Source organism: Streptomyces antarcticus (assembly GCF_026627255.1).
Lineage (GTDB): Bacteria > Actinomycetota > Actinomycetes > Streptomycetales > Streptomycetaceae > Streptomyces > Streptomyces antarcticus.
In genome coordinates this window covers 102330-123824 of the sequence record NZ_JAPNLM010000023.1, presented here as the reverse complement: position 1 = coordinate 123824, position 21495 = coordinate 102330, and the positions used below count along the sequence as shown (strand labels likewise).

14 protein-coding genes are annotated in these 21495 nt (G+C 72.3%); 12 read left to right on the top strand and 2 right to left on the bottom strand.

The genetic code is table 11. From position 1 onward, the window contains the following. Positions 1-34 precede the first annotated feature (34 nt). Positions 35-1540, top strand: coding sequence for a GTPase HflX (gene hflX / locus OTB16_RS29125; protein ID WP_267723864.1), 1506 nt, complete (start codon positions 35-37; stop codon positions 1538-1540). Between the two features lie 125 nt (positions 1541-1665). Here hflX and OTB16_RS29120 read toward each other — a convergent pair whose 3' ends face one another. Then, positions 1666-2835, bottom strand: coding sequence for a trypsin-like serine peptidase (locus OTB16_RS29120; protein ID WP_267723862.1), 1170 nt, complete (start codon positions 2833-2835; stop codon positions 1666-1668). A gap of 193 nt (positions 2836-3028) precedes the next feature. On the opposite strand from OTB16_RS29120, the gene OTB16_RS29115 reads away from it, so the two are divergent. From OTB16_RS29115 to OTB16_RS29095, 5 genes are all read left to right on the top strand, one after another. Continuing rightward, positions 3029-4552 carry a diaminobutyrate--2-oxoglutarate transaminase family protein gene (locus tag OTB16_RS29115; protein WP_420717821.1) on the top strand — a complete coding sequence of 508 codons (1524 nt, stop codon included), beginning with the start codon at positions 3029-3031 and terminating at the stop codon, positions 4550-4552. Between the two features lie 1364 nt (positions 4553-5916). Further along, positions 5917-8394: an IucA/IucC family protein gene (locus tag OTB16_RS29110; RefSeq protein WP_420717820.1), complete on the top strand. Its 2478-nt coding sequence runs from the start codon at positions 5917-5919 to the stop codon at positions 8392-8394. Positions 8395-8426: 32 nt separating this feature from the next. Beyond that, a complete protein-coding gene (locus OTB16_RS29105; protein ID WP_267723860.1) occupies positions 8427-9110 on the top strand; it encodes a GNAT family N-acetyltransferase in 684 nt (227 codons plus the stop codon). A gap of 101 nt (positions 9111-9211) precedes the next feature. Further along, on the top strand, positions 9212-11095 hold the full coding sequence (locus tag OTB16_RS29100; RefSeq protein WP_267723858.1) for an IucA/IucC family protein: 1884 nt from the start codon (positions 9212-9214) through the stop codon (positions 11093-11095). 52 nt (positions 11096-11147) lie between these two features. Next, positions 11148-13118: an ATP-dependent DNA helicase gene (locus tag OTB16_RS29095; protein ID WP_267723856.1), complete on the top strand. Its 1971-nt coding sequence runs from the start codon at positions 11148-11150 to the stop codon at positions 13116-13118. Positions 13119-13204: 86 nt separating this feature from the next. Here OTB16_RS29095 and lexA read toward each other — a convergent pair whose 3' ends face one another. Then, positions 13205-13996, bottom strand: a complete 792-nt coding sequence (gene lexA, locus OTB16_RS29090; RefSeq protein WP_267723854.1) for a transcriptional repressor LexA — start codon at positions 13994-13996, stop codon at positions 13205-13207. Positions 13997-14464: 468 nt separating this feature from the next. On the opposite strand from lexA, the gene nrdR reads away from it, so the two are divergent. The 6 genes from nrdR (at position 14465) to OTB16_RS29060 (ending at position 21360) form a co-directional block, all read left to right on the top strand. Continuing rightward, entirely contained in the window at positions 14465-14977 is a 513-nt protein-coding gene (gene nrdR / locus OTB16_RS29085) for a transcriptional regulator NrdR (protein ID WP_267723852.1), read from the top strand. Positions 14978-15121: 144 nt separating this feature from the next. Further along, positions 15122-18010, top strand: a complete 2889-nt coding sequence (locus tag OTB16_RS29080; protein WP_267723850.1) for a vitamin B12-dependent ribonucleotide reductase — start codon at positions 15122-15124, stop codon at positions 18008-18010. Between the two features lie 217 nt (positions 18011-18227). Continuing rightward, entirely contained in the window at positions 18228-19064 is an 837-nt protein-coding gene (locus OTB16_RS29075) for an arylamine N-acetyltransferase family protein (protein ID WP_267723849.1), read from the top strand. A 32-nt stretch (positions 19065-19096) separates the two neighbouring features. After that, positions 19097-19702 carry a YdbC family protein gene (locus OTB16_RS29070; RefSeq protein ID WP_267723847.1) on the top strand — a complete coding sequence of 202 codons (606 nt, stop codon included), beginning with the start codon at positions 19097-19099 and terminating at the stop codon, positions 19700-19702. Between the two features lie 72 nt (positions 19703-19774). Further along, on the top strand, positions 19775-20434 hold the full coding sequence (locus OTB16_RS29065) for a histidine phosphatase family protein (RefSeq protein ID WP_267723845.1): 660 nt from the start codon (positions 19775-19777) through the stop codon (positions 20432-20434). 11 nt (positions 20435-20445) lie between these two features. Continuing rightward, on the top strand, positions 20446-21360 hold the full coding sequence (locus OTB16_RS29060; RefSeq protein ID WP_267723843.1) for an ADP-ribosylglycohydrolase family protein: 915 nt from the start codon (positions 20446-20448) through the stop codon (positions 21358-21360). The last annotated feature ends 135 nt before the right edge of the window (positions 21361-21495 follow it).

The window sequence follows — 21495 nt, the reverse complement described above, 5'->3', positions numbered from 1 at the left end:
CGGCCGACGCATACGAAATCGACGTAAGGATCCAATGACCTCCTCTTCCTCCCCTTCCCAGGACGCGCGGGACGCACAGGACGTGCCGGACTCGCCGAGCTTCACCGAGAGCCTTCGGGCCGACGCCCTGATGGAAGAGGACGTCGCCTGGAGCCACGAGATCGACGGGGACCGGGACGGCGAGCAGTTCGAGCGCTCCGAGCGCGCGGCCCTGCGCCGCGTGGCCGGCCTCTCCACCGAACTCGAAGACGTCACCGAGGTCGAGTACCGAAAGCTCCGCCTCGAGCGGGTCGTGCTCGTCGGTGTCTGGACGTCCGGTACGGCGGCGGACGCGGACAACTCCCTCGCGGAGCTCGCAGCCCTCGCCGACACCGCGGGCGCCGTCGTGCTGGACGGCGTGATCCAGCGCCGGGACAAGCCCGACCCGGCCACCTTCATCGGCTCCGGCAAGGCGCGGGAGCTGCGCGACATCGTGACGGAGAGCGGCGCCGACACCGTCGTCTGTGACGGCGAGCTCAGCCCCGGCCAGCTCATCGCCCTCGAGGACGTCGTCAAGGTGAAGGTCGTCGACCGGACCGCCCTCATCCTGGACATCTTCGCCCAGCACGCCAAGTCCCGGGAGGGCAAGGCGCAGGTCGCGCTCGCGCAGATGCAGTACATGCTTCCGCGCCTGCGCGGCTGGGGCGCCTCGCTGTCCCGGCAGATGGGCGGCGGCGGCGGTGGCGGCATGGCCACCCGCGGCCCCGGTGAGACCAAGATCGAGACCGACCGGCGACGGATCCGCGAGAAGATGGCGAAGATGCGCCGGGAGATCACGGAGATGAAGACCGGCCGTGACATCAAGCGGCAGGAGCGGCGCCGCAACAAGGTGCCGTCGGTCGCCATCGCCGGATACACCAACGCCGGAAAGTCCTCGCTGCTCAACCGCCTCACGGGCGCGGGCGTGCTGGTGGAGAACGCGCTGTTCGCCACCCTCGACCCGACCGTGCGCCGGGCCGAGACGCCCAGCGGCCGGATCTACACCCTGGCCGACACGGTCGGCTTCGTCCGGCACCTGCCGCACCACCTCGTCGAGGCGTTCCGCTCCACGATGGAGGAGGTCGGCGACGCCGACCTCATCCTGCACATCGTGGACGGCTCGCACCCGGCGCCGGAGGAGCAGCTGGCGGCGGTGCGCGAGGTGATCCGCGAGGTCGGCGCGGTGAACGTGCCCGAGATCGTCGTGATCAACAAGGCGGACGCGGCGGACCCGCTCGTCCTCCAGCGGCTGCTGCGGATCGAACGGCACTCCATCGCGGTCTCGGCCCGCACGGGCATGGGCATCGAGGAACTCCTCGCGCTCATCGACTCCGAGCTGCCGCGGCCCGAGGTGGAGGTGGAGGCCCTGGTGCCGTACACCCTCGGCTCGCTGATCGCCAAGGCGCACGCCGAGGGCGAGGTGCTCTCCGAGGAGCACACCCCGGAAGGCACCCTGCTGAAGGCGCAGGTCCACCCGGAGCTGGCGTCGGAGCTGGCGCCTTACGCGCTCGCCAAGAAGTAGCGGCCGCGCCGGCCGGCGCCGCACGACGCGTCGGCCGCGCGGCACGTGAGAACGGCTGAGGGCCCCCCGCACTGCGGGGGGCCCTCAGCCGTTCTCCGCCGTTCAGGGCGACGGGCGCGGGGCGGCTACTTGAACTTGCCGCTCACCGCGTTGAAGATGCCCTTCGCCTCCGGGCCCAGCCGGGGCCCGGCCAGCCAGCCCGCCTTGACCGGGCCGATGGAGGTGTTCGACACCAGCGCCGGCTTGCCGTCCGCACCCACCGCGACCCAGCCGCCGCCCGAGGAACCGCCGGTCATGTTGCAGCCGATGCGGTACATCACCGGGTCGGCCGCGTTCAGCGACAGACGGCCCGGCTTGTCCGCGCACTGGAACGCCTTCTGGCCGTCGAACGGAGCCGCCGCCGGATAGCCCGTGGCGGTGATGCCCGCGACCTTCTGCACGGCCGGGGCGCCGAACTCCACCGGCAGAGCCGAACCGACCGTCTCCTCCAGGGACTTGCCGCCGCCCGCCTCCGGAGTCACGTGCAGCACCGCGAAGTCGTACGGGGCGCCCGCGCCACCGGTCGGACCGCCGTTCGCGATCCACTGGTCGGAGGTCTGCGCCCAGTCGCTCCACCAGACGCCGTACGGGGCCACCTGCTCGCGCGGCGCGCCCTTGAGCTGCGCGGCCGGCTTGCCGGCGTTGTTGTAGGACGGGACGAAGGCGATGTTGCGGTACCAGCCGCCGGCCTTGCCCGCGTGCACGCAGTGGCCCGCCGTCCAGACCATGTTGGACTTGCCGGGACGCGCCGGGTCCTTGACCACGGTCGCCGAGCAGACCATCGAGCCCTCGGGCCCGTCGAAGAAGACCTTGCCGGCCTCCGGAACGCTCTTGTGGTAGGGCGCGACCGCCGGCTTGGCGGCCACCGCGGCCGGGGCCGGGTCGGTGACGCCCTGGTCCTTGCCCGCGTCGGGGTCGACGGAGGGGCGCTGCGGCTGTTCGGCGTCACGCATCCGGTCCGGGTCCCACAGACCCTCGATGATCGGGTTGACGTAGTCGCCCGCCTCGCGGAGCCAGTCCTCCCGCTTCCAGTCCTTCCACGCGCCCCCCTTCCACTTCTCCAGGTCGAAGCCGTGTTCCTTGAGCTTCTCCTTGAGCTGGTCCGGGATCTGGATCCCGTCCGTGCCCGGCAGGCTCGCCGCCACGGTCGGCTTGGCGTCGCCGCCGGCCTCCGCGTCGCCGGGGCCGCAGGCCGAGGCGGTCAGCGCGAGCGCGGCCGCGCACAGTATCGCGGTGACCGGTCGGTTCGGTCGCATGTCTTTTCGTCCCCCTGAAGTTCCTTCGAGGCGTGGAGTACCGCACCCCACTATGCCGCTGCCGCCCATGACGACACAGCCCGGGGCCGCGGTTCCCTGTGCCCGGCCCGTGCGGGGCAAGGATCTTGGGCCCACCCGTGATCCGCCGCCGTCATCGTCGTTGGTACGTACGGGGGATGGGGGAGCAGCGTTCATGTTCGAGGCGCGATCCGGAAGAGCAATCCGTGCGGGAGGACCGACACTCGTGGCTTTGACCGAGCCTGCGGCGGCTGCGACCGCCGCACCACTTCCCCCGCAGGTACCCGCGCAAGGCGTCCGGGCGCCCGCGCCGGACGTGCTGACCGGTGTCCCGGCGGGTGCGCCGACCGGTGTTCCGGCGGGTGCGCCGACCGGTTCGGGAAGCCCGTACGGGTGCGGTGCGACCGCCGCCGGTGAGGGCATCCTGCGCCGGCAGGCGCAGCGGGAGTCCGCGGCCCGGACGTACGCGCGCTCCCTGCCCATCGTCCCGGTGCGTGCCCGCGGGCTGACCATCGAGGGCGCCGACGGGCGCCGTTACCTCGACTGCCTCTCCGGCGCGGGCACGCTGGCCCTCGGGCACAACCACCCGGTGGTGCTCGAAGCCATCCAGGGCGTCCTGGACTCGGGCGCGCCGCTGCACGTGCTCGACCTCGCGACCCCGGTCAAGGACGCCTTCACCACCGAGCTGTTCGCCAACCTCCCGCCGGCACTGGCCGCCGACGCCCGCATCCAGTTCTGCGGGCCCGCCGGGACGGACGCCGTGGAGGCCGCCCTCAAACTGGTCCGCGCCGCGACCGGGCGCCACGGGCTGCTCGCGTTCACCGGGGCCTACCACGGCATGACCGCCGGGGCCCTGGGCGCCTCGGGCGGCGCACCGGACGTACGGGTGACGCGCCTGCCGTACCCGCAGGACCTCCGCTGCCCGTTCGGCGTCGGCGGCCCCGAGGGGGCCGAACTCGGCGCCCGCTGGACGGAGAACCTGCTCGACGACCCCAAGGGCGGCGTGCCCTCCCCCGCCGGGATGATCGTGGAGCCCGTCCAGGGCGAGGGCGGCGTCCTCCCGGCCCCCGACGCGTGGCTGCGCCGGATGCGGGAGATCACCGCGGCCCGGGGGATCCCGCTGATCGCCGACGAGGTGCAGACGGGTGTCGGCCGCACCGGCGCCTTCTGGGGCGTCGACCACGCCGGGGTCGTGCCCGACGTGATGGTCCTGTCCAAGGCCATCGGCGGCAGCCTCCCGCTGGCCGTCGTGGTCTACCGGAGCGACCTGGACGTGTGGCCGCCCGGCGCCCACGCCGGCACCTTCCGCGGCAACCAGCTGGCCATGGCCGCCGGTACGGCCACCCTCGCCTACGTACGCGAGAACCGCCTGGCCGAGCGCGCGGCGGTCCTCGGGGAGCGGATGACGTCGGCCCTGCGCGGGCTGGCCTCGGCCCAGCCCTGCGTCGGGGAGGTCCGGGGCCGCGGCCTGATGATCGGCGTCGAACTCGTCGACCCCGACACGGGGGCGGCGGCGCCCGAACTCGCCGTGGCCGTCCGCCAGGAGTGCCTGGACCGGGGGCTGATCGTCGAACTCGGCGGCCGCCACTCCGCCGTCGTCCGGCTGCTGCCCCCGCTGACCCTGACCGACGAGCAGGCCTCGGCGGTCCTCGACCGCCTGGCCGACGCCATCCCGGCCGCCGCCCGCCGGCCCCGCTGACCGCACCCGGAGGACCCGCGATGCCCGACCCCCACCAGCCCCCGACCCCGCCCCTGCTCCCGGCGGCGTCGCCTCTGCTCCCGGCGGCGGCGGTGCCCACGGTGGTGACCGTCCCTCCGGCGGCGGCGCCCTCGCCCCCGGCCCTGCTTCCGGCGGCGGCCGTGCCCCCGGTGGCGCCCGCCTACGTGCAGCCCGCCGACCGGGCCGAGGTCCCCCCGCCGGTACCCCCCGGGTCGACGCCACCGCCCGGGAGGGCATGGCCGAACCCGGCGGGGTCGGTAGCGTCGGCGGTCCCGGTGACCCGGGCGGGGTCGGCAGTCCCGGCGGTCCCGGTGACCCCGGCGGCATCGGCTGCCACTGCTGCCCCGGCGAAGGCGGCCGCGTCGCAGGGACCGCCGGCGGCGCCCGCGGGCCCGGCGGTGCCGTCGGCTTCGGGGGCATCGGCCGTACCCGTGGCCCCGGCGGACCTTGCGGTTCCGGCGGACGCGGCGCCCCCGCCGGCACCGGCCGCTGCGGCGACTTCGGTCGTACCGGGGGTCGCGGCGGGGCGGCCGACCCCGCCCACCCCCGCGGGGCAGCCGACTCCTCCGGCGGCCACAGCGGCGCCGGCATCCCCGGCGGCGACTCCGCCGGGACGGCCCACGCCCACAGCTTCCGGGACCCCGACGGTTCCGGTGCATCCGAAGGTGGCGCCGGATCTCCCGGAGGCTGCGCCGACTTCGCTGGCGGCCGCAGGGCAGTCGGGCTGGTCCACCCGGACGGCAGCGGTACGGCAACCGGTCGCGCCCGCGCCGGCGGCCCCGGCAGAGGAGGCGGCCTTGACCTGGACGTCGCCCCCGACCCCGCCCCCGAAGCCGGCCGCGGACCTGCTCGTCCCGTACCCGGACAGGCTCAACACGCCGGAGAGCGGCGAGCTCAGCCAGGTCACGAGCACTCCACAACTACCGCCGACCGCCCCCGGTCCGGGACTCTCCTGGGTCGCTTCGGAGTACCCGCCGCTCCAGGTTCCCCCCGCCCGGCCCGGCTCGGCGAGCACGAGGGAAGCCCCCACCCTGTCCACGTGGCAGCCGTCCGCCCCCGTGAACTCAGGCCCTACACCGGGCGGTACCGCCTCCCCGCCCCGGCCCGGGGTCCAGGCGCCGGGTCCCTCCACCCCGCCCACCCGACAGGTGCCTCAAGCGGCGCAGTCCGGACGCGTCGCCGCTGGTGCCGCGCCCGGGCCCCGGCCTGACCTCCAGGCACCTGATGCCCCTGCCCCGGCCTCCCTACAGCTGTCCGGTGCTGTGGATCAACGAGCCGGTGACGCGACGGCGAAGCTCCAGCCCAGCAGGCAGGCAGGGCAGATTCCCGGCAGAGAGGGTCAGTTGGCCCGGCAGGCGCCCGGCCGTGCGGGGGAGGATCCCGAGACCGGGCAGACGGCGCAGCCGCCCGCCACGGCCGATCCGCTGGCCCGGCAGTCGTCCGGCTCCCAGGCGTCCGGCGCCGCGGACTCCGGTGCCGCGGACTCCGGTGCCGTGGACTCCCCTGCCGTGGACTCCCCTGCCGTGGACTCCGGTACCGGGCCCGGTACTGCGGCGGTCGAGCCCCGGCTCACCGGGCAGGAGGGGCCGACCCCCGGCACGGCCGCCCCGACCATCCGGCAGACCGCCGAAGCGACGGATCCGGCGGCCCGGCGGGCGCCCGGGCAGGCGGACGCGACGGCTCGGCGGGTCGACGACTCCGCTGACCCGGCCGCCGGCGGTCAGGTCACCGTGCCGCGTCAGAAGGACGGCACTCCCAGACAGCGGGCCGCCTGGACGGGACTCGCCGGAGCGGAGCGGGCCATGTGGGCCGACCCGCTGGACCACCCCGACCCGGCCGTCGCCGCCGATACGGCGGCCGTGGAGAACCTCCTCAGGTGCTGGGTCCGCGAAGCCGGTATCGACCGGCCCGACGGCGCGGTCGGCACCCCCCTGCGCGTCTCCCTCCCCGCATCCGGTACGGCCCTGCTCGTCGCCGTTCGGCACTGGTCGCCGGCCGGCTGGCACCGCTTCGCCGAGGCCCGGCTCGAAGGGGCTCCCGCCGACGCCCCGGCCGTGGACGCCGTCACCCTGGCCGCGCTCATCGCCCGCGAGGGCGCCACCGGCACGGGAACCCCCGCCGGCGCCACCGGCACGGGAACCCCCGCCGGCGGAACCGGCACGGGAACCCCCGCCGGCGGAACCGGCACGGGAACCCCCGCCGGCGGAGCCGGCACGGGGAAGCCCGCCGGCGGAACCGGCACGGGAACCCCCGCCGGCGGAACCGGCACGGGAACCCCCGCCGGCGGAGCCGGCACGGGGAAGCCCGCCGGCGGAACCGGCACGGGAACCGCCCCCAGTGGAACCCCCGCCGGCGGAACCGGCGCCGCTGTGCCCGGCACGCGTACCGGCAGCGCCGACCTCGTCGGCCGGGTCGCCGACTCGGTGCGCCGCACCGCCGAGTTCATCGCCGACCGCAGGGAACATCCCGCCGCTCCCGCCCCTGTCGGAGAGGACCGCTTCCTCACCGCCGAACAGTCCCTCCTCCTCGGTCATCCCCTCCAGCCGGACCCGAAGAGCCGCGAAGGACTCTCCGAATCCGAGGTACGCCGCTACTCACCCGAACTCCACGGCTCCTTCCCCCTCCACTGGTTCGCGGTGGCTCCGTCCGCCCTCGTCACCGACTCCGCCTGGACCGAGAGCGGCCGCCCGGTATCGGCCGCCCGGCTCCTCGGCCGGCTCGCGCCCGGTATCCCGCTCCCCGACGACGCCACCCCCCTTCCCCTGCACCCCTGGCAGGCCCGCGAACTCCTCCAGCGCCCCGCCGTCGCCGCACTGCTCGACGCGGAACTCCTGCACGATCTGGGCCCTTACGGTGCCCCCTGGTACCCCACCTCCTCGATCCGCACGGTCCACCGCCCCGGCGCTCCGGCGATGCTCAAGCTCTCCCTCGGCCTGCGCATCACCAACTCCCGCCGCGAGAACCTCCGCAAGGAACTCCACCGCGGCGTCGAGGTGCACCGGCTCCTCCGCACCGGCCTCGCCGAGCAGTGGCAGGCGGCCCACCCCGGATTCGACATCGTGCGGGACCCCGCCTGGGTCGCCGTCGACGCCCCGGACGGCACACCCGTTCCCGGACTCGACGCCCTGTTGCGCCACAACCCCTTCCGTTCCGGCGACGACGCGGTCTGTGTCGCCGCACTCACCTCCCCCCGCCCAGGGCCGGAGCGGCCCGGCATGCGCTCCCGGCTCGCCGACATCGTGCGCGGCCTCGCCGTCAGCACCGGACACACCACGTCCGCGGTCGCCGCCGAGTGGTTCCTGCGTTACCTCGACCACGTGGTCCTGCCGGTCCTCGCCTTCGACGCCCTCGCAGGGATCGCCCTCGAAGCGCACCAGCAGAACACCCTGGTCCTCCTCGACCCGGCCGGGTGGCCCATCGGTGGCCGCTACCGGGACAATCAGGGCTACTACTTCCGCGCATCCCGCCGCGCGGAACTGGAGCGCCGGCTGCCCGGCATCGGCGGCGCCAGCGACACCTTCGTCTCCGACGCCGTCACCGACGAACGCTTCGCCTACTACCTCGGCATCAACAACGTGCTCGGGCTCATCGGCGCCTTCGGATCCCAGCAGCTCGCCGACGAACGCGTACTCCTCGCCGCCTTCCGCCGCTTCCTCGGCAAGGCCGCAGACCTCGGCCCGCTCCCCACACGGCTGCTCGACTCACCCACCCTCCGGTGCAAGGCGAATCTGCTCACCCGCCTGGGCGGCCTCGACGAACTCGTCGGCCCCGTCGACACCCAGTCCGTCTACGTCACCATCGCCAACCCCCTTCACGATTGACGCGTCACCACCGACGCGGAGAAGAGCCCCCGATGCCCTCCACCGACACCCCCGCGCATCCCGCGGACACGGCGACCACCCATGGAATCGGCCGCACCGGCGCACAGCGGCTCACCGCCCGGCTGCTGCCCCTGCTCGCCGAGGCGGACCTCCTCGACTCCCCGGCGGCCTGGGGCAGCGCCGCCACCCCGGCCGGAGCCTTCCGCCTCGAACCCGTACGCCCGGCCCGGGACCTGGAACTCCTCACCCGCTGGATGAACGACCCCCAGGTCAACGCCTACTGGGAGCTGGCCGGCCCCGCCGACGTCACCGCCGCCCACCTGCGGCCCCAACTTGACGGGGACAGCAGCAGCATCCCCTGCCTCGGCCTTCTCGACGGCACGCCGATGAGCTACTGGGAGATCTACCGGGCCGACCTCGACGCGCTCGCCCGGCACTACCCGGCGCGCCCCCACGACACGGGTATCCACCTGCTCATCGGAGACGGCACGAACCGCGGCCGCGGTCTGGGCACCACCCTGCTGCGCGCCGTCGCCGACCTCGTGCTGGACAACCGCCCCCGCTGCACGCGTGTCATCGCCGAACCGGACATCCGCAACACCCCCTCCGTAACAGCCTTCCTGAACTCCGGCTTCCGCTATACCGCGGAAGTCGACCTGCCCGAGAAGCGGGCCGCTTTGATGATCCGGGAGCGGGCGCTGCGCAATCTCCTCTGAATGCCGCCCCGCGTCTCCCGGTGGCCCTCACCGCTCGCTCACACCTCTCCCTTCGAAAACTCTGCGCGACGCAGCAAAGTTCCCGATCTTCGAGGAGTCCCGTGCCGAATTTCCCCGCAGCCCCCGACTCCGCGGAATCCTCCGTGCCGCCGTCTCCCCAGGACCCCCGCACACCTCCTGAGCTCACCCGCGCGACCTGGGACGCCGCCGCCCGGCGGCTGCTGGCCAAGATGCTCGCCGAGTTCGCCTACGAGGACATCGTCACCCCGGTCCCCGCCCCGGTCCCGAGTCCCGTCGCGGTCCCGGTCCCCGCCGCCGGCGCTGCTTGGACCCTGACCCTCGACGACGGCAGCACCCTCGCCTTCCGGGCCCGCCGTCGCGCGTACGGCAGCTGGCAGGTCGACCCGGACACCATCAGCCTCGCCCCGCCCCCGCCCTCCGAGCAGCCCCCGACCGCCTTCGGGGACCCGTACGCCTTCCTGATCCGCGCCCGGGTCCTCCTCCGCCTCGACGGGCCCACCCTCGGCCACCTCGTCCGCGAGCTCAGCGCCACCCTCTCCGCCGACGCGCGGATCGCGCACACCGCCCTTGACGCCGGAGCCCTCGCCGACCTCGACTACGCCGCCCTCGAAGGCCACCAGACCGGTCATCCCTGGCTCGTCCTCAACAAGGGCCGGATCGGCCTCTCCGCCTCCGACACCACCGCCTGGGCCCCCGAGGCGCGCACCCGGCAGCGCCTGCCCTGGCTCGCCGCCCACACCTCCCTCGCCGCCTACCGGGGCACCGCCGGACTCGAAGAACCCGCCCGCCTCTACGCGGCCGAACTGGATCCCGCCACCCGCGCCGCCTTCGACCAGACCCTGCGCGACCGCGGCCTCGATCCCCTCCAGTACCTCTACCTCCCCCTCCACCCCTGGCAGTGGGACGAGGTCGTCCTCCCCCTCTTCGCCCCCGCCCTCGCCTCCGGGGCCCTCGTCCCACTGCCCGCCGACCCGGACGTCCGCCTGCCCCAGCAGTCGATCCGCACCTTCCTCAACCTCACCCGCCCCGACCGTCACAGCGTCAAGCTCCCGCTGTCCGTCTTCAACACCATGGTCTGGCGGGGCCTGCCCACCGAGCTGGCCCTCGCCGCCCCCGCCGTCACCGCCTGGATCCACTCGCTGCGCGACGCCGACCCCTTCCTCCGCGACGAGTGCCGGGTGATCCTGCTCGGCGAGGTCGCCTCGGTCACCGTCCGCCACCCGGTGTACGAGCAGCTCCCCGAGGCCCCCTACCAGTACAAGGAGCTCCTCGGAGCGATCTGGCGCCAGCCCCTGACCGGCCTCCTCGCGCCGGGCCAGCGCGCCCGCACGCTCGCCTCGCTCCTCCACACCGACCCGCGCGGCCGGTCCTTCACCGCCGAACTCGTAGCCCGGTCCGGGCTGGCCCCGGACGTCTGGCTCCAGCGGCTCTTCGACGCCCTGCTGCCCCCGCTGCTCCACTTCCTGTACCGCTACGGCACCGTCTTCTCCCCGCACGGCGAGAACGCCATCGTGGTCTTCGACGAGCACGACGTCCCCGTCCGCCTCGCGGTCAAGGACTTCGTGGACGACGTCAACATCACCGCCGAACCGCTCCCCGAGCTGGACTCGCTGCCCGACGGGGTCCGGGCGGTCCTGCTCACCGAGCCCGCTGACTTCCTGCCCCAGTTCATCCACTCCGGGCTCTTCATCGGCGTCTTCCGCTACCTCGCTACGCTCTGCGACGACCAGCTGGACGTTCCGGAACACGCGTTCTGGTCCCTCGTACGGGCGGAGATCCTGCGCTACCAGTCCCGGTTCCCCGACCTCAAGGACCGCTACGAGCTCTTTGACCTGCTCGGCGAGCGCATCGGCCGCCTCTGCCTCAATCGGAACCGGCTCTACGAGGACGGCTACCGCGACCGCTCCGAGCGCCCGCACGCCGTGGTCCACGGCTCCGTGCCCAATCCCCTGCACGAGCCGTGAATCCTCATCGGTGCGGCCGCTGTCGGCGGCGCCCCTTAGGGTTGTCAGTGCTATGACGAAGCCCTTCCTCCCCGACCTGCTGCACGCCGCCGTCTCCGCCGTCGGCGGCACGGAGCGCCCCGGCCAGGTGGCCATGGCCGAAGCCGTCGCCGCGGCGATCGACGACAGCTCGCACCGGCTCATCCAGGCCGGCACCGGCACCGGAAAGTCCCTCGGCTACCTGGTACCGGCCCTCGCCCACGGCGAGCGCGTGGTCGTGGCCACCGCCACCCTCGCCCTCCAGCGCCAGCTCGTCGAGCGCGACCTGCCCCGGACGGTGGAGGCGCTGCATCCGCAGCTGCGCCGCCGCCCGCAGTTCGCCATGCTCAAGGGCCGCTCCAACTACCTGTGCCTGCACCGTCTGCACGAGGGGGCGCCGCAGGACGAGGAGGAGGGCCTTTTCGACCAGTTCGAGGCGGCCACCCCCACCAGCAAGCTCGGCAAGGACCTGCTGCGCCTGCGCGACTGGGCGGATGAGACGGAGACCGGCGACCGCGACGACCTGACCCCGGGCGTCTCGGACAAGGCCTGGGCGCAGATCTCCGTGTCCTCCCGCGAATGCCTGAGCGCGACGAAGTGCGCGTACGGCGCCGAGTGCTTCGCCGAGGCCGCCCGAGAGCGGGCCAAACTGGCGGACGTGGTCGTCACCAACCACGCCCTGCTCGCCATCGACGCCATCGAGGGCGCCCCGGTGCTGCCGCAGCACGAGGTGCTGATCGTGGACGAGGCCCACGAGCTGGTCTCCCGGGTCACCGGCGTCGCCACCGGCGAGCTGACCCCGGGCCAGGTCAACCGGGCCGTGAAGCGCGCGGCCAAGCTGGTCGACGAGAAGACCGCGGACTCCTTCCAGACGGCTTCCGAGTCCTTCGAGCGGGTCATGGAGCTGGCGCTCCCGGGCCGGCTGGAGGAGGTCCCCGAGGACCTCGGCTACGCGCTGATGGCATTGCGTGACGCCGCCCGCAGCGTGATCTCCGCGATCGGATCCACCCGCGACAAGTCCGTCCACGACGAGGACGCGGTGCGCAAGCAAGCCCTGGCCGCGGTCGAGAGCGTCCACAGCGTGGCGGAGCGGATCAGCAACGGTTCCGAGTACGACGTCGTCTGGTACGAGCGGCACGACCGGTTCGGCGCCTCCCTCCGCGTCGCGCCGCTCTCGGTGTCCGGCCTGCTGCGCGAGAAGCTGTTCGAGGACCGCTCCGTGGTCCTGACCTCGGCGACCCTCAAGCTCGGCGGCGATTTCAACGGGGTCGCGGCCTCGCTGGGGCTGTCTCCCGAGGGGGTCGAGGGCGAGGACGTGCCGCTGTGGAAGGGCCTGGACGTCGGCTCGCCCTTCGACTACCCGAAGCAGGGCATCCTCTACGTCGCCAAGCACCTGGCCACACCGGGCCGCGAGGGGACCCGGGGAGACATGATCGACGAGCTGGCGGAGCTGATCGAGGCGGCCGGCGGCCGTACGCTCGGGCTCTTCTCCTCCATGCGCGGAGCCAAGGCGGCGGCCGAGGAGCTGCGCGGCCGCATCGACAACCCGATCCTGCTCCAGGGCGAGGAGACCCTCGGCGAGTTGATCAAGGCGTTCGCGGCCGACGCGAAGACCTGCCTGTTCGGGACCCTGTCGCTCTGGCAGGGAGTGGACGTGCCCGGCCCCAGCTGCCAGCTCGTGATCATGGACCGGATCCCGTTCCCGCGCCCCGACGACCCGCTGATGAGCGCCCGGCAGAAGTCGGTCGAGGAACACGGCGGGAACGGCTTCATGGCCGTCGCCGCCACGCACGCGGCCCTGCTGATGGCCCAGGGCGCGGGCCGGCTCGTACGGGCCACCGGCGACCGGGGCGTCGTCGCGGTGCTGGACCCCCGGCTGGCGACGGCCCGGTACGGAAGCTTCCTCCGGGCGACCCTGCCGGACTTCTGGTACACCACGGACCGCAACCAGGTCCGCCGGTCCCTCGCGGCCATCGACGCGTCCGCCCAAGCGGACGGAAAGTAGCCCTCCGGACGCAGAGCGGCCCTCCGGACGCAAAGCAGCCCTGGGACCGGCGCAGTGAGTCCCAGGGCTGGATGGAGGCGGCGGAATCAGATCCGACGCAGTACGGCGACCACCTTGCCGAGGACGGTCGCCTCGTCGCCGGGAATCGGCTGGTACGCGGCATTGTGCGGCAGGAGCCACACGTGTCCGTCCTCGCGCTTGAAACGCTTGACCGTGGCCTCGCCGTCCAGCATGGCGGCCACGATGTCACCGTTCTCCGCGACCGGCTGGCGACGGATCGTGACCCAGTCGCCGTCACAGATGGCGGCCTCGATCATCGAGTCGCCGACGACCTTGAGGAGGAAGAGCTCGCCGTCGCCGACCAGCTGGCGGGGGAGCGGGAAGACGTCCTCCACCGACTCCTCTGCGAGGATCGGGCCGCCGGCCGCGATCCTGCCGACCAGGGGTACGTACGAAGCGGCGGGCTTGCCGGTGGTGTCGGTGGGCTGCGAGCTCGGCTGGTCCGAGCCGCGCACCTCGTAGGCCCTGGGGCGGTGCGGGTCGCGGCGGAGGAAGCCCTTGCGCTCCAGGGCCATCAGCTGGTGGGCGACCGACGAGGTGCTGGAGAGGCCGACCGCCTGGCCGATCTCACGCATCGACGGCGGGTAGCCGCGGCGCTGCACCGAGTCACGGATGACTTCGATGACCCTCCGCTGCCGGTCCGTGAGTCCGGAGCTGTCGGCGCGGATGCCTGGAGGTCGACCTGGCAGCGAGCGTGCGGGGCGTACGGGCTCCGCCTCCGGGTTCAGGTTTGCGTCATTCATGGCATGCACCGGCTCAAGTCGGCTCTGGGAGCGGTTCTGGGCAGTGATGGTGGCACTGTCTGCGGTGGTGGTCACGTCGGCCCCTCTCGAAATGTTCTCCCTAGCTGGACAACGGTAGTTGCTTTCGAAAGGTTGCGCCAAACACACGTTCGAGTGAAAAAACGCAGATTGCCCGGCGTGGCTATATGTAGAGGTGTATAGGCGATCGGTTTGCCGAACGTGGGTTCGGCCTGACGTCCGCCGCCTACGGTACCCTTCCGGGTCGGCTCGCCCTCGGTCGGGCCGGGCCCAGTGTGGCAGCGGAAAGCCGCGTGTCCGCCCTTCGGGCGTTGCGACACGCGGAGCCGTGAAAATCCACCACAACCCAAGATCTAGTGGTTGGATGAGCGCTGCCGCCCAGAGGTTGTGGTCCCCGGTCTCCCGCGGGTCCCGACATCGCATATGCTGGTGGCTGCTTCACGGGCCCCCGGAAGAGCCCCGTCTCTGCCGTTGAGGGGCCCCGTGGGGTGATTCCGCCGTGCCGAGAAGGAGGGTGAGGGAACCATGCACTGCCCCTTCTGCAGGCACCCCGACAGCCGCGTCGTCGACAGTCGCACCACGGACGACGGCACGTCGATCCGCCGACGCCGTCAGTGCCCCGACTGCTCCCGTCGTTTCACGACGGTGGAGACGGCCTCACTGATGGTGATCAAGCGCAGCGGGGTGACCGAGCCCTTCAGTCGTACCAAGGTCATCTCCGGCGTGCGCAAAGCGTGCCAGGGGCGGCCGGTCACCGAGGACGCCCTCGCCAAGCTCGGCCAGCGGGTCGAGGAGGCGCTGCGCGCCACCGGGAGCGCCGAGCTGACCACCCACGACGTGGGTCTGGCCATACTCGGCCCGTTGCAGGAACTCGACCTGGTCGCCTACCTCCGGTTCGCGTCCGTCTACAAGGCGTTCGACACGCTCGAAGACTTCGAGACCGCCATCGCGGAACTCCGCGTGCACCGGCCTCACCCCGGCGAGTGCGAGCCCGGTGGGACCGCCCCGGTCCCCGTGCCCGCCCCCGCCGCCGACTGACCGGACGGCCCGCGCCGGGGAGCCTTTCGCCCCGAGGTGCGGCCGGTCGGCCCGGCGAAGACACGTAGATACAAGACACAGCACCGTGCCGCGGAATAACGCGCGCACTTTAGGGCGTTTTTGCCCTCATATGGGAGGCCTGGCATGACAGAGACGGCGAGCAGCTCGGCACGTGGTTCCCGCGCCAAGGGAACCAAGGCTGCCAAGGGCGGCCTGCGGATCGAGCGCATCCACACCACCCCCGGCGTACACCCGTACGACGAGGTGAGCTGGGAGCGCCGTGACGTCGTCATGACCAACTGGCGCGACGGCTCGATCAACTTCGAGCAGCGTGGCGTCGAGTTCCCCGACTTCTGGTCGGTGAACGCGGTCAACATCGTCACCAGCAAGTACTTCCGCGGCGCGGTCGGCTCCGCGCAGCGCGAGACCGGGCTGAAGCAGCTCATCGACCGGATCGTGAAGACGTACACGAAGGCCGGCGAGGACTTCGACTACTTCTCCTCGCCCGCCGACGTGGAGATCTTCGAGCACGAGCTCACCTACGCCCTCCTGCACCAGATCTTCAGCTTCAACTCGCCGGTCTGGTTCAACGTCGGCACCCCCCAGCCGCAGCAGGTCTCCGCCTGCTTCATCCTGGCCGTCGACGACTCCATGGAGTCGATCCTCGACTGGTACAAGGAAGAGGGCATGATCTTCAAGGGCGGCTCCGGCGCCGGCCTGAACCTCTCCCGCATCCGCTCCTCCAAGGAGCTCCTCTCCTCCGGCGGCAACGCCTCCGGCCCGGTTTCCTTCATGCGCGGCGCCGACGCGTCCGCGGGAACGATCAAGTCGGGCGGCGCCACCCGCCGCGCGGCCAAGATGGTCGTCCTGGACGTGGACCACCCGGACGTCGAGGACTTCATCGCCACCAAGGTGAAGGAAGAGGAGAAGATCCGCGCCCTGCGCGACGCGGGCTTCGACATGGACCTGGGCGGCGACGACATCACGTCCGTCCAGTACCAGAACGCCAACAACTCCGTCCGCGTGAACGACGAGTTCATGACGGCCGTCGAGAACGGCACCGAATTCGGCCTGCGGGCCCGCATGACCGGCGAGATCATCGAGAAGGTCGACGCCAAGGCGCTCTTCCGCCAGCTCGCCGAGGCCGCGTGGGCCTGCGCCGACCCGGGCATCCAGTACGACGGCGTGATCAACAACTGGCACACCTGCCCCGAGTCCGGCCGCATCACCGCGTCCAACCCGTGCAGCGAGTACATGCACCTGGACAACACGTCCTGCAACCTCGCCTCGCTCAACCTGATGAAGTTCCTCAACGACGACGGCAAGGGCAACCAGTCCTTCGACGCCGAGCGCTTCGCCAAGGTCGTCGAGCTCGTCATCACCGCGATGGACATCTCCATCTGCTTCGCGGACTTCCCGACGCAGAAGATCGGCGAGAACACCCGCGCCTTCCGCCAGCTGGGCATCGGCTACGCCAACCTCGGCGCCCTGCTGATGGCCACCGGCCACGCGTACGACTCGGACGGCGGCCGCACCCTCGCCGCCTCGATCACCTCGCTGATGACCGGCACCGCGTACCGGCGCTCCGCCGAGCTGGCCGCCATCGTCGGCCCGTACGACGGCTACGCCCGCAACGCCGAGTCGCACAAGCGCGTCATGAAGCAGCACGCCGACGCCAACGCCGTCGCGCCGCGCACCGAGGACCTGGACAACACCATCTGGGCCGCGGCCACCGAGGCCTGGCAGGACGTCGTGCGCCTCGGAGAGAAGAACGGCTTCCGCAACGCGCAGGCATCCGTGCTCGCGCCGACCGGCACCATCGGCCTCGCGATGTCCTGCGACACCACCGGCGTCGAGCCGGACCTGGCCCTGGTCAAGTTCAAGAAGCTCGTCGGCGGCGGCTCGATGCAGATCGTGAACGGCACCGTTCCGCAGGCCCTGCGCCGCATGGGCTACCAGGAGGAGCAGATCGAGGCGATCGTCTCCCACATCGCCGAGCACGGCGTGGTCGTCGACGCCCCGCACCTGAAGCCCGAGCACTACTCGGTGTTCGACTGCGCCATGGGCGAGCGTTCCATCTCCGCGATGGGCCACGTCCGCATGATGGCCGCGATCCAGCCCTGGATCTCCGGCGCGATCTCGAAGACGGTCAACATGCCGGAGACGGCGACCGTCGAGGAGATCGAGGAGATCTACTTCGAGGCGTGGAAGCTGGGCGTCAAGGCGCTCGCGATCTACCGCGACAACTGCAAGGTCGGCCAGCCCCTCTCCGCCAAGAAGAAGGAAGCGGAGAAGACCGAGGTCACCGAGAAGGCCGAGGAGACCATCCGCGCGGCGGTCGAGAAGGTCATCGAGTACCGCCCGGTCCGCAAGCGCCTCCCGAAGGGCCGCCCGGGGATCACCACCTCCTTCACGGTCGGCGGCGCCGAGGGCTACATGACGGCGAACTCCTACCCGGACGACGGTCTGGGCGAGGTGTTCCTGAAGATGTCCAAGCAGGGCTCGACCCTCGCGGGCATGATGGATGCCTTCTCGATCGCCGTCTCGGTCGGTCTGCAGTACGGCGTCCCGCTGGAGACGTACGTCTCGAAGTTCACGAACATGCGCTTCGAGCCGGCCGGTATGACGGACGACCCCGACGTGCGGATGGCGCAGTCGATCGTCGACTACATCTTCCGCCGCGTGGCGCTCGACTTCCTGCCCTTCGAGACCCGCTCGGCGCTGGGCATCCACTCCGCCGAGGAGCGTCAGCGGCACCTGGAGACCGGCTCGTACGAGGCCTTCGAGGAGCAGCTGGACACCGAGGCCCTGGCCCAGTCCGCTCCGCTGGCCGCGGTGCCCTCGGTTCCGAAGCCGGTCGCGGTCGCGCCGATCCCGGCACCGAAGACGGCGCACAGCAACGCAGAACTGGTCGAGATGCAGCTCGGCGTCTCCGCCGACGCCCCGCTCTGCTTCTCCTGCGGTACGAAGATGCAGCGTGCCGGCTCCTGCTACATCTGCGAGGGCTGCGGCTCCACCAGCGGCTGCAGCTGATCCCGGGCGCGCTCGCGTCGGACGTATGTCCGGCGTAGCCCGTACGCGCAGCTGACCAGCGGCTCACGAAGGGGACCGGCCGCAGGCCGGTCCCCTTCGTCGTGCGCTGGGGGTGATCGCGGCGTTGGCCAGGTGGCGTCCCTGCCCCGATCATGGCGGGGGGCCGCGCGGCGTGCGCGCCCCGGAATGTTCGCGGTGGTGGGAGGGGGGGGGAACCATGTGGCACGGTGAAGAGCTGGACCTGGACGCGTACCTGGCACGGATCGGGTACGAAGCCGGGCCGGGAGGCGGGGAACTCCGGGCGGACCTCCCGACGTTGTACGCAGTGCACCGGGCCCACACCGCCACCATCACCTTCGAGAACCTGGACGTCGCGCTCGGCCGCCCCGTCGGGCTGGACGTCAAGGCGCTCGAGGCCAAGCTCGTGCACGCCCGCCGCGGCGGCTACTGCTACGAGCAGAACTCGCTGCTGGCCGCCGCCCTCGAGCGGATCGGCTTCGCGGTATCCGGGCGCGGTGCCCGCACCCGCACCCGCGGTGACTCCCTGCTCGCGGTGACGCACGCCGTCCTCGTCGCCACCGTCGACGGGGAACCGTGGCTGTGCGACGCGGGGTTCGGCTACCTGAGCCCCACCGAGCCCGTCCCGCTGGCGAGGACCGGCGCCGTGGTGCGCCAGGGGGCATGGAGCTTCCGTGTGCGCGAGGAGACGGGAGGCGTCCTCGTCCTGTGCGCGCTGCGCGCGGGGGCCTGGCGCGACCTGTACGCGTTCTCCCCGCAGCCCTACCACCCCGTCGACTACGTCGTGCTGAGCCACTACAGCTCGTCCCACCCCGCGTCCTCCTTCGTCGGGCGGGTCGTCGTCCAGCAGCCGGGCGGGCACGTGCGGCGGGCGCTGGTCGGGCGCCGGCTCACGTCCCTGTACCCCGACGGGCGGACCGAGGAGCGGAGCGTCGGCCCGGACGAGCTAGCCGCCGTGCTCGACCGGGAGTTCGGCCTTCGGCTGCCCGAACGGGAGACCGCGGAACTGGTGGCGATCCACGGCGCCGGGGACTGACCCGGGCCGTGCCGGGACCGTACGATGGCGCCGTGCTGGTCAAGTGGATTCGCTGCACGGTGACGGACCGACGCGGGTTCGAGCGCGGGCAGCGCAAATGGGCGGGGCTGCCGGGAGAACCGGGTTTCCGGGGACAGGGCGGCGGCTGGAGCCGGGGCCGGCAGGGGGTCGCGCACGTCTTCACGTTCTGGGAGAGCCGTTCCTTCTACGACTCCTTCATGGCACGGGCGCACGACCGGCTGGCGGCGGCCCAGAACGGCACCTACACCGACCTGCGGGCGACGCTCTTCGACCACCGCTTCGACGTGAAGACCGGCTTCGAGCCGCGGTTCACCGACGCCGACGTCGTGCGGGTCGCCCACACCCGGGTCCGGGAGGGCCGGGTCGATCACTTCGCGCTCATGCAGGAGAAGGTGTGGAATCCGGCCATGGCGGGCTCGCCGGGAATGGTCCGAGGCCTGTTCGGCGAGGCCCCGGGCCGCGAGTTCCTCGTGCTGTCGATGTGGCACGCGGCCGGCGAACACGGCAAGTACCGGCAGGAGCGGGTCGAGCGGCTCTCCCTGCGCGCCCAGATCCAGGCCGACGTGGAGGCCCTGACCGGGGACGTCGTCGACCTCGAACCCTCCTGGACGGTATGACCGTAGGACAATCGCCGCCCTGTTCGGCGTGCCCGACGGCTCGGCCCGCCAGTGGCCGAATAGGGTCGTGGGATGGTTCGACCACGGCGCATCGTCCTTGTCCGGCACGGGGAATCGGAAGGGAACGCCGACGACTCGGTGTACGAGAGGGAGCCCGATCACTCCCTGCGACTGACCCGGAACGGGCGGGAGCAGGCGGCGGAGGCGGGCGAACGCCTGCGGGAGCTGTTCGGCGACGAGACGATCAGCGCGTACGTCTCCCCCTACCGCCGGACCCTGCAGACCTTCCGGGAACTGGGGCTGGACCCGGCGCGCGTGCGGATGCGCGAGGAGCCGAGGCTGCGCGAGCAGGACTGGGGCAACTGGCAGGACCGGGACGACGTACGGCTGCAGAAGGCGTACCGGGACGCGTACGGACACTTCTTCTACCGTTTCGCACAGGGCGAGTCGGGGGCCGACGTCTACGACCGGGTCGGCTCCTTCCTGGAGAGCCTCTACCGCAGCTTCGAGGCGCCCGACCACCCGCAGAACGTACTGCTGGTGACGCACGGGCTGACGATGCGGCTGTTCTGCATGCGCTGGTTCCACTGGTCGGTGGCCGAGTTCGAGGCCCTGTCCAATCCGGGGAACGGCGAATTCAGGATGCTCCTGCCCGGTCCGGACGGCCGGTATCGGATGGACCGCCCGTTTGAGCGCTGGACCACACCCGAGCCTTATGACCTCGACGGCTAGAGTGACCCGCGATGACCTCTGACTCCTCTTCCGAAAGGCGCTACGCACGCGCCGTGGCCAGCCTCCGAGGGCTGGCCCTGGGTGACGCCCTGGGCTCCCAGTACTTCGTCCCCGTGAACTATCCGCTGCTCAAGCGGCGCGAACTGCCGGCCGACGAGACCTGGCAGTGGACCGACGACACCGAGATGGCCTGCTCGGTGGTGGCGGTGCTGGCCGAGCACGGCCGCATCGACCAGGACGCCCTCGCCTCCTCCTTCGCCCGCCACCACGACTTCGACCGCGGGTACGGACCCGCCGTCAACCGCATGCTGCGACTGGTCCGGGAGGGCCAGGACTGGCGCACGCTGGCCGCCGAGCTGTTCAACGGGCAGGGCTCGTGGGGCAACGGCGCCGCCATGCGGATCGCCCCGCTGGGCGCCTGGTACGCCGACGACCCGGAGCAGGCCACGCATCAGGCGGAGATCTCCGCCTACACCACCCACCAGCACCGCGAGGCCGTCTGCGGGGCCATGGCCGTGGCCGCGGCGGCGGCGCTCGCGGCGGCTCCGGGCGGCCCGCCGAAACCCGCCGACCTGCTGGACGGGGTGATCGCGCTGGTGCCGCGCAGCGCCGTCGGCGCCGGGGTGCGGCGGGCGCGGGACATGCTGGACTACGGCGACGCGACCACGGTCGCCGCGGTACTGGGCTGCGGGCGGCGCACGAGCGCGCACGACACCGTGCCGTTCGCCCTGTGGTCGGCGGCGCGGGCCCTCGACGACTACGAGCGGGCGTTCTGGACCACCGCCCAAGTGGGCGGGGACGTCGACACGACCTGCGCGATCGTCGGCGGGGTGCTGGGCGCGCGCGGGGAAGCGGTGCTTCCGGCGGCGTGGCTCGCGCGGACCGAGGCACTGCCCGCCTGGCTGCCGGAGTCGGCGGGGCGCTGAGGGACCGGCCCGGCCGGATCCGACCGGATCCAGCCGGGTCCGGCCGGTCGTTTCCTGCGCCGGCTCAAGCCGTTCTCATTGTCACGGTCCTGCCACAGGGCCCTGCCGGATCTGGCTGAAATCGCACGCCACGGG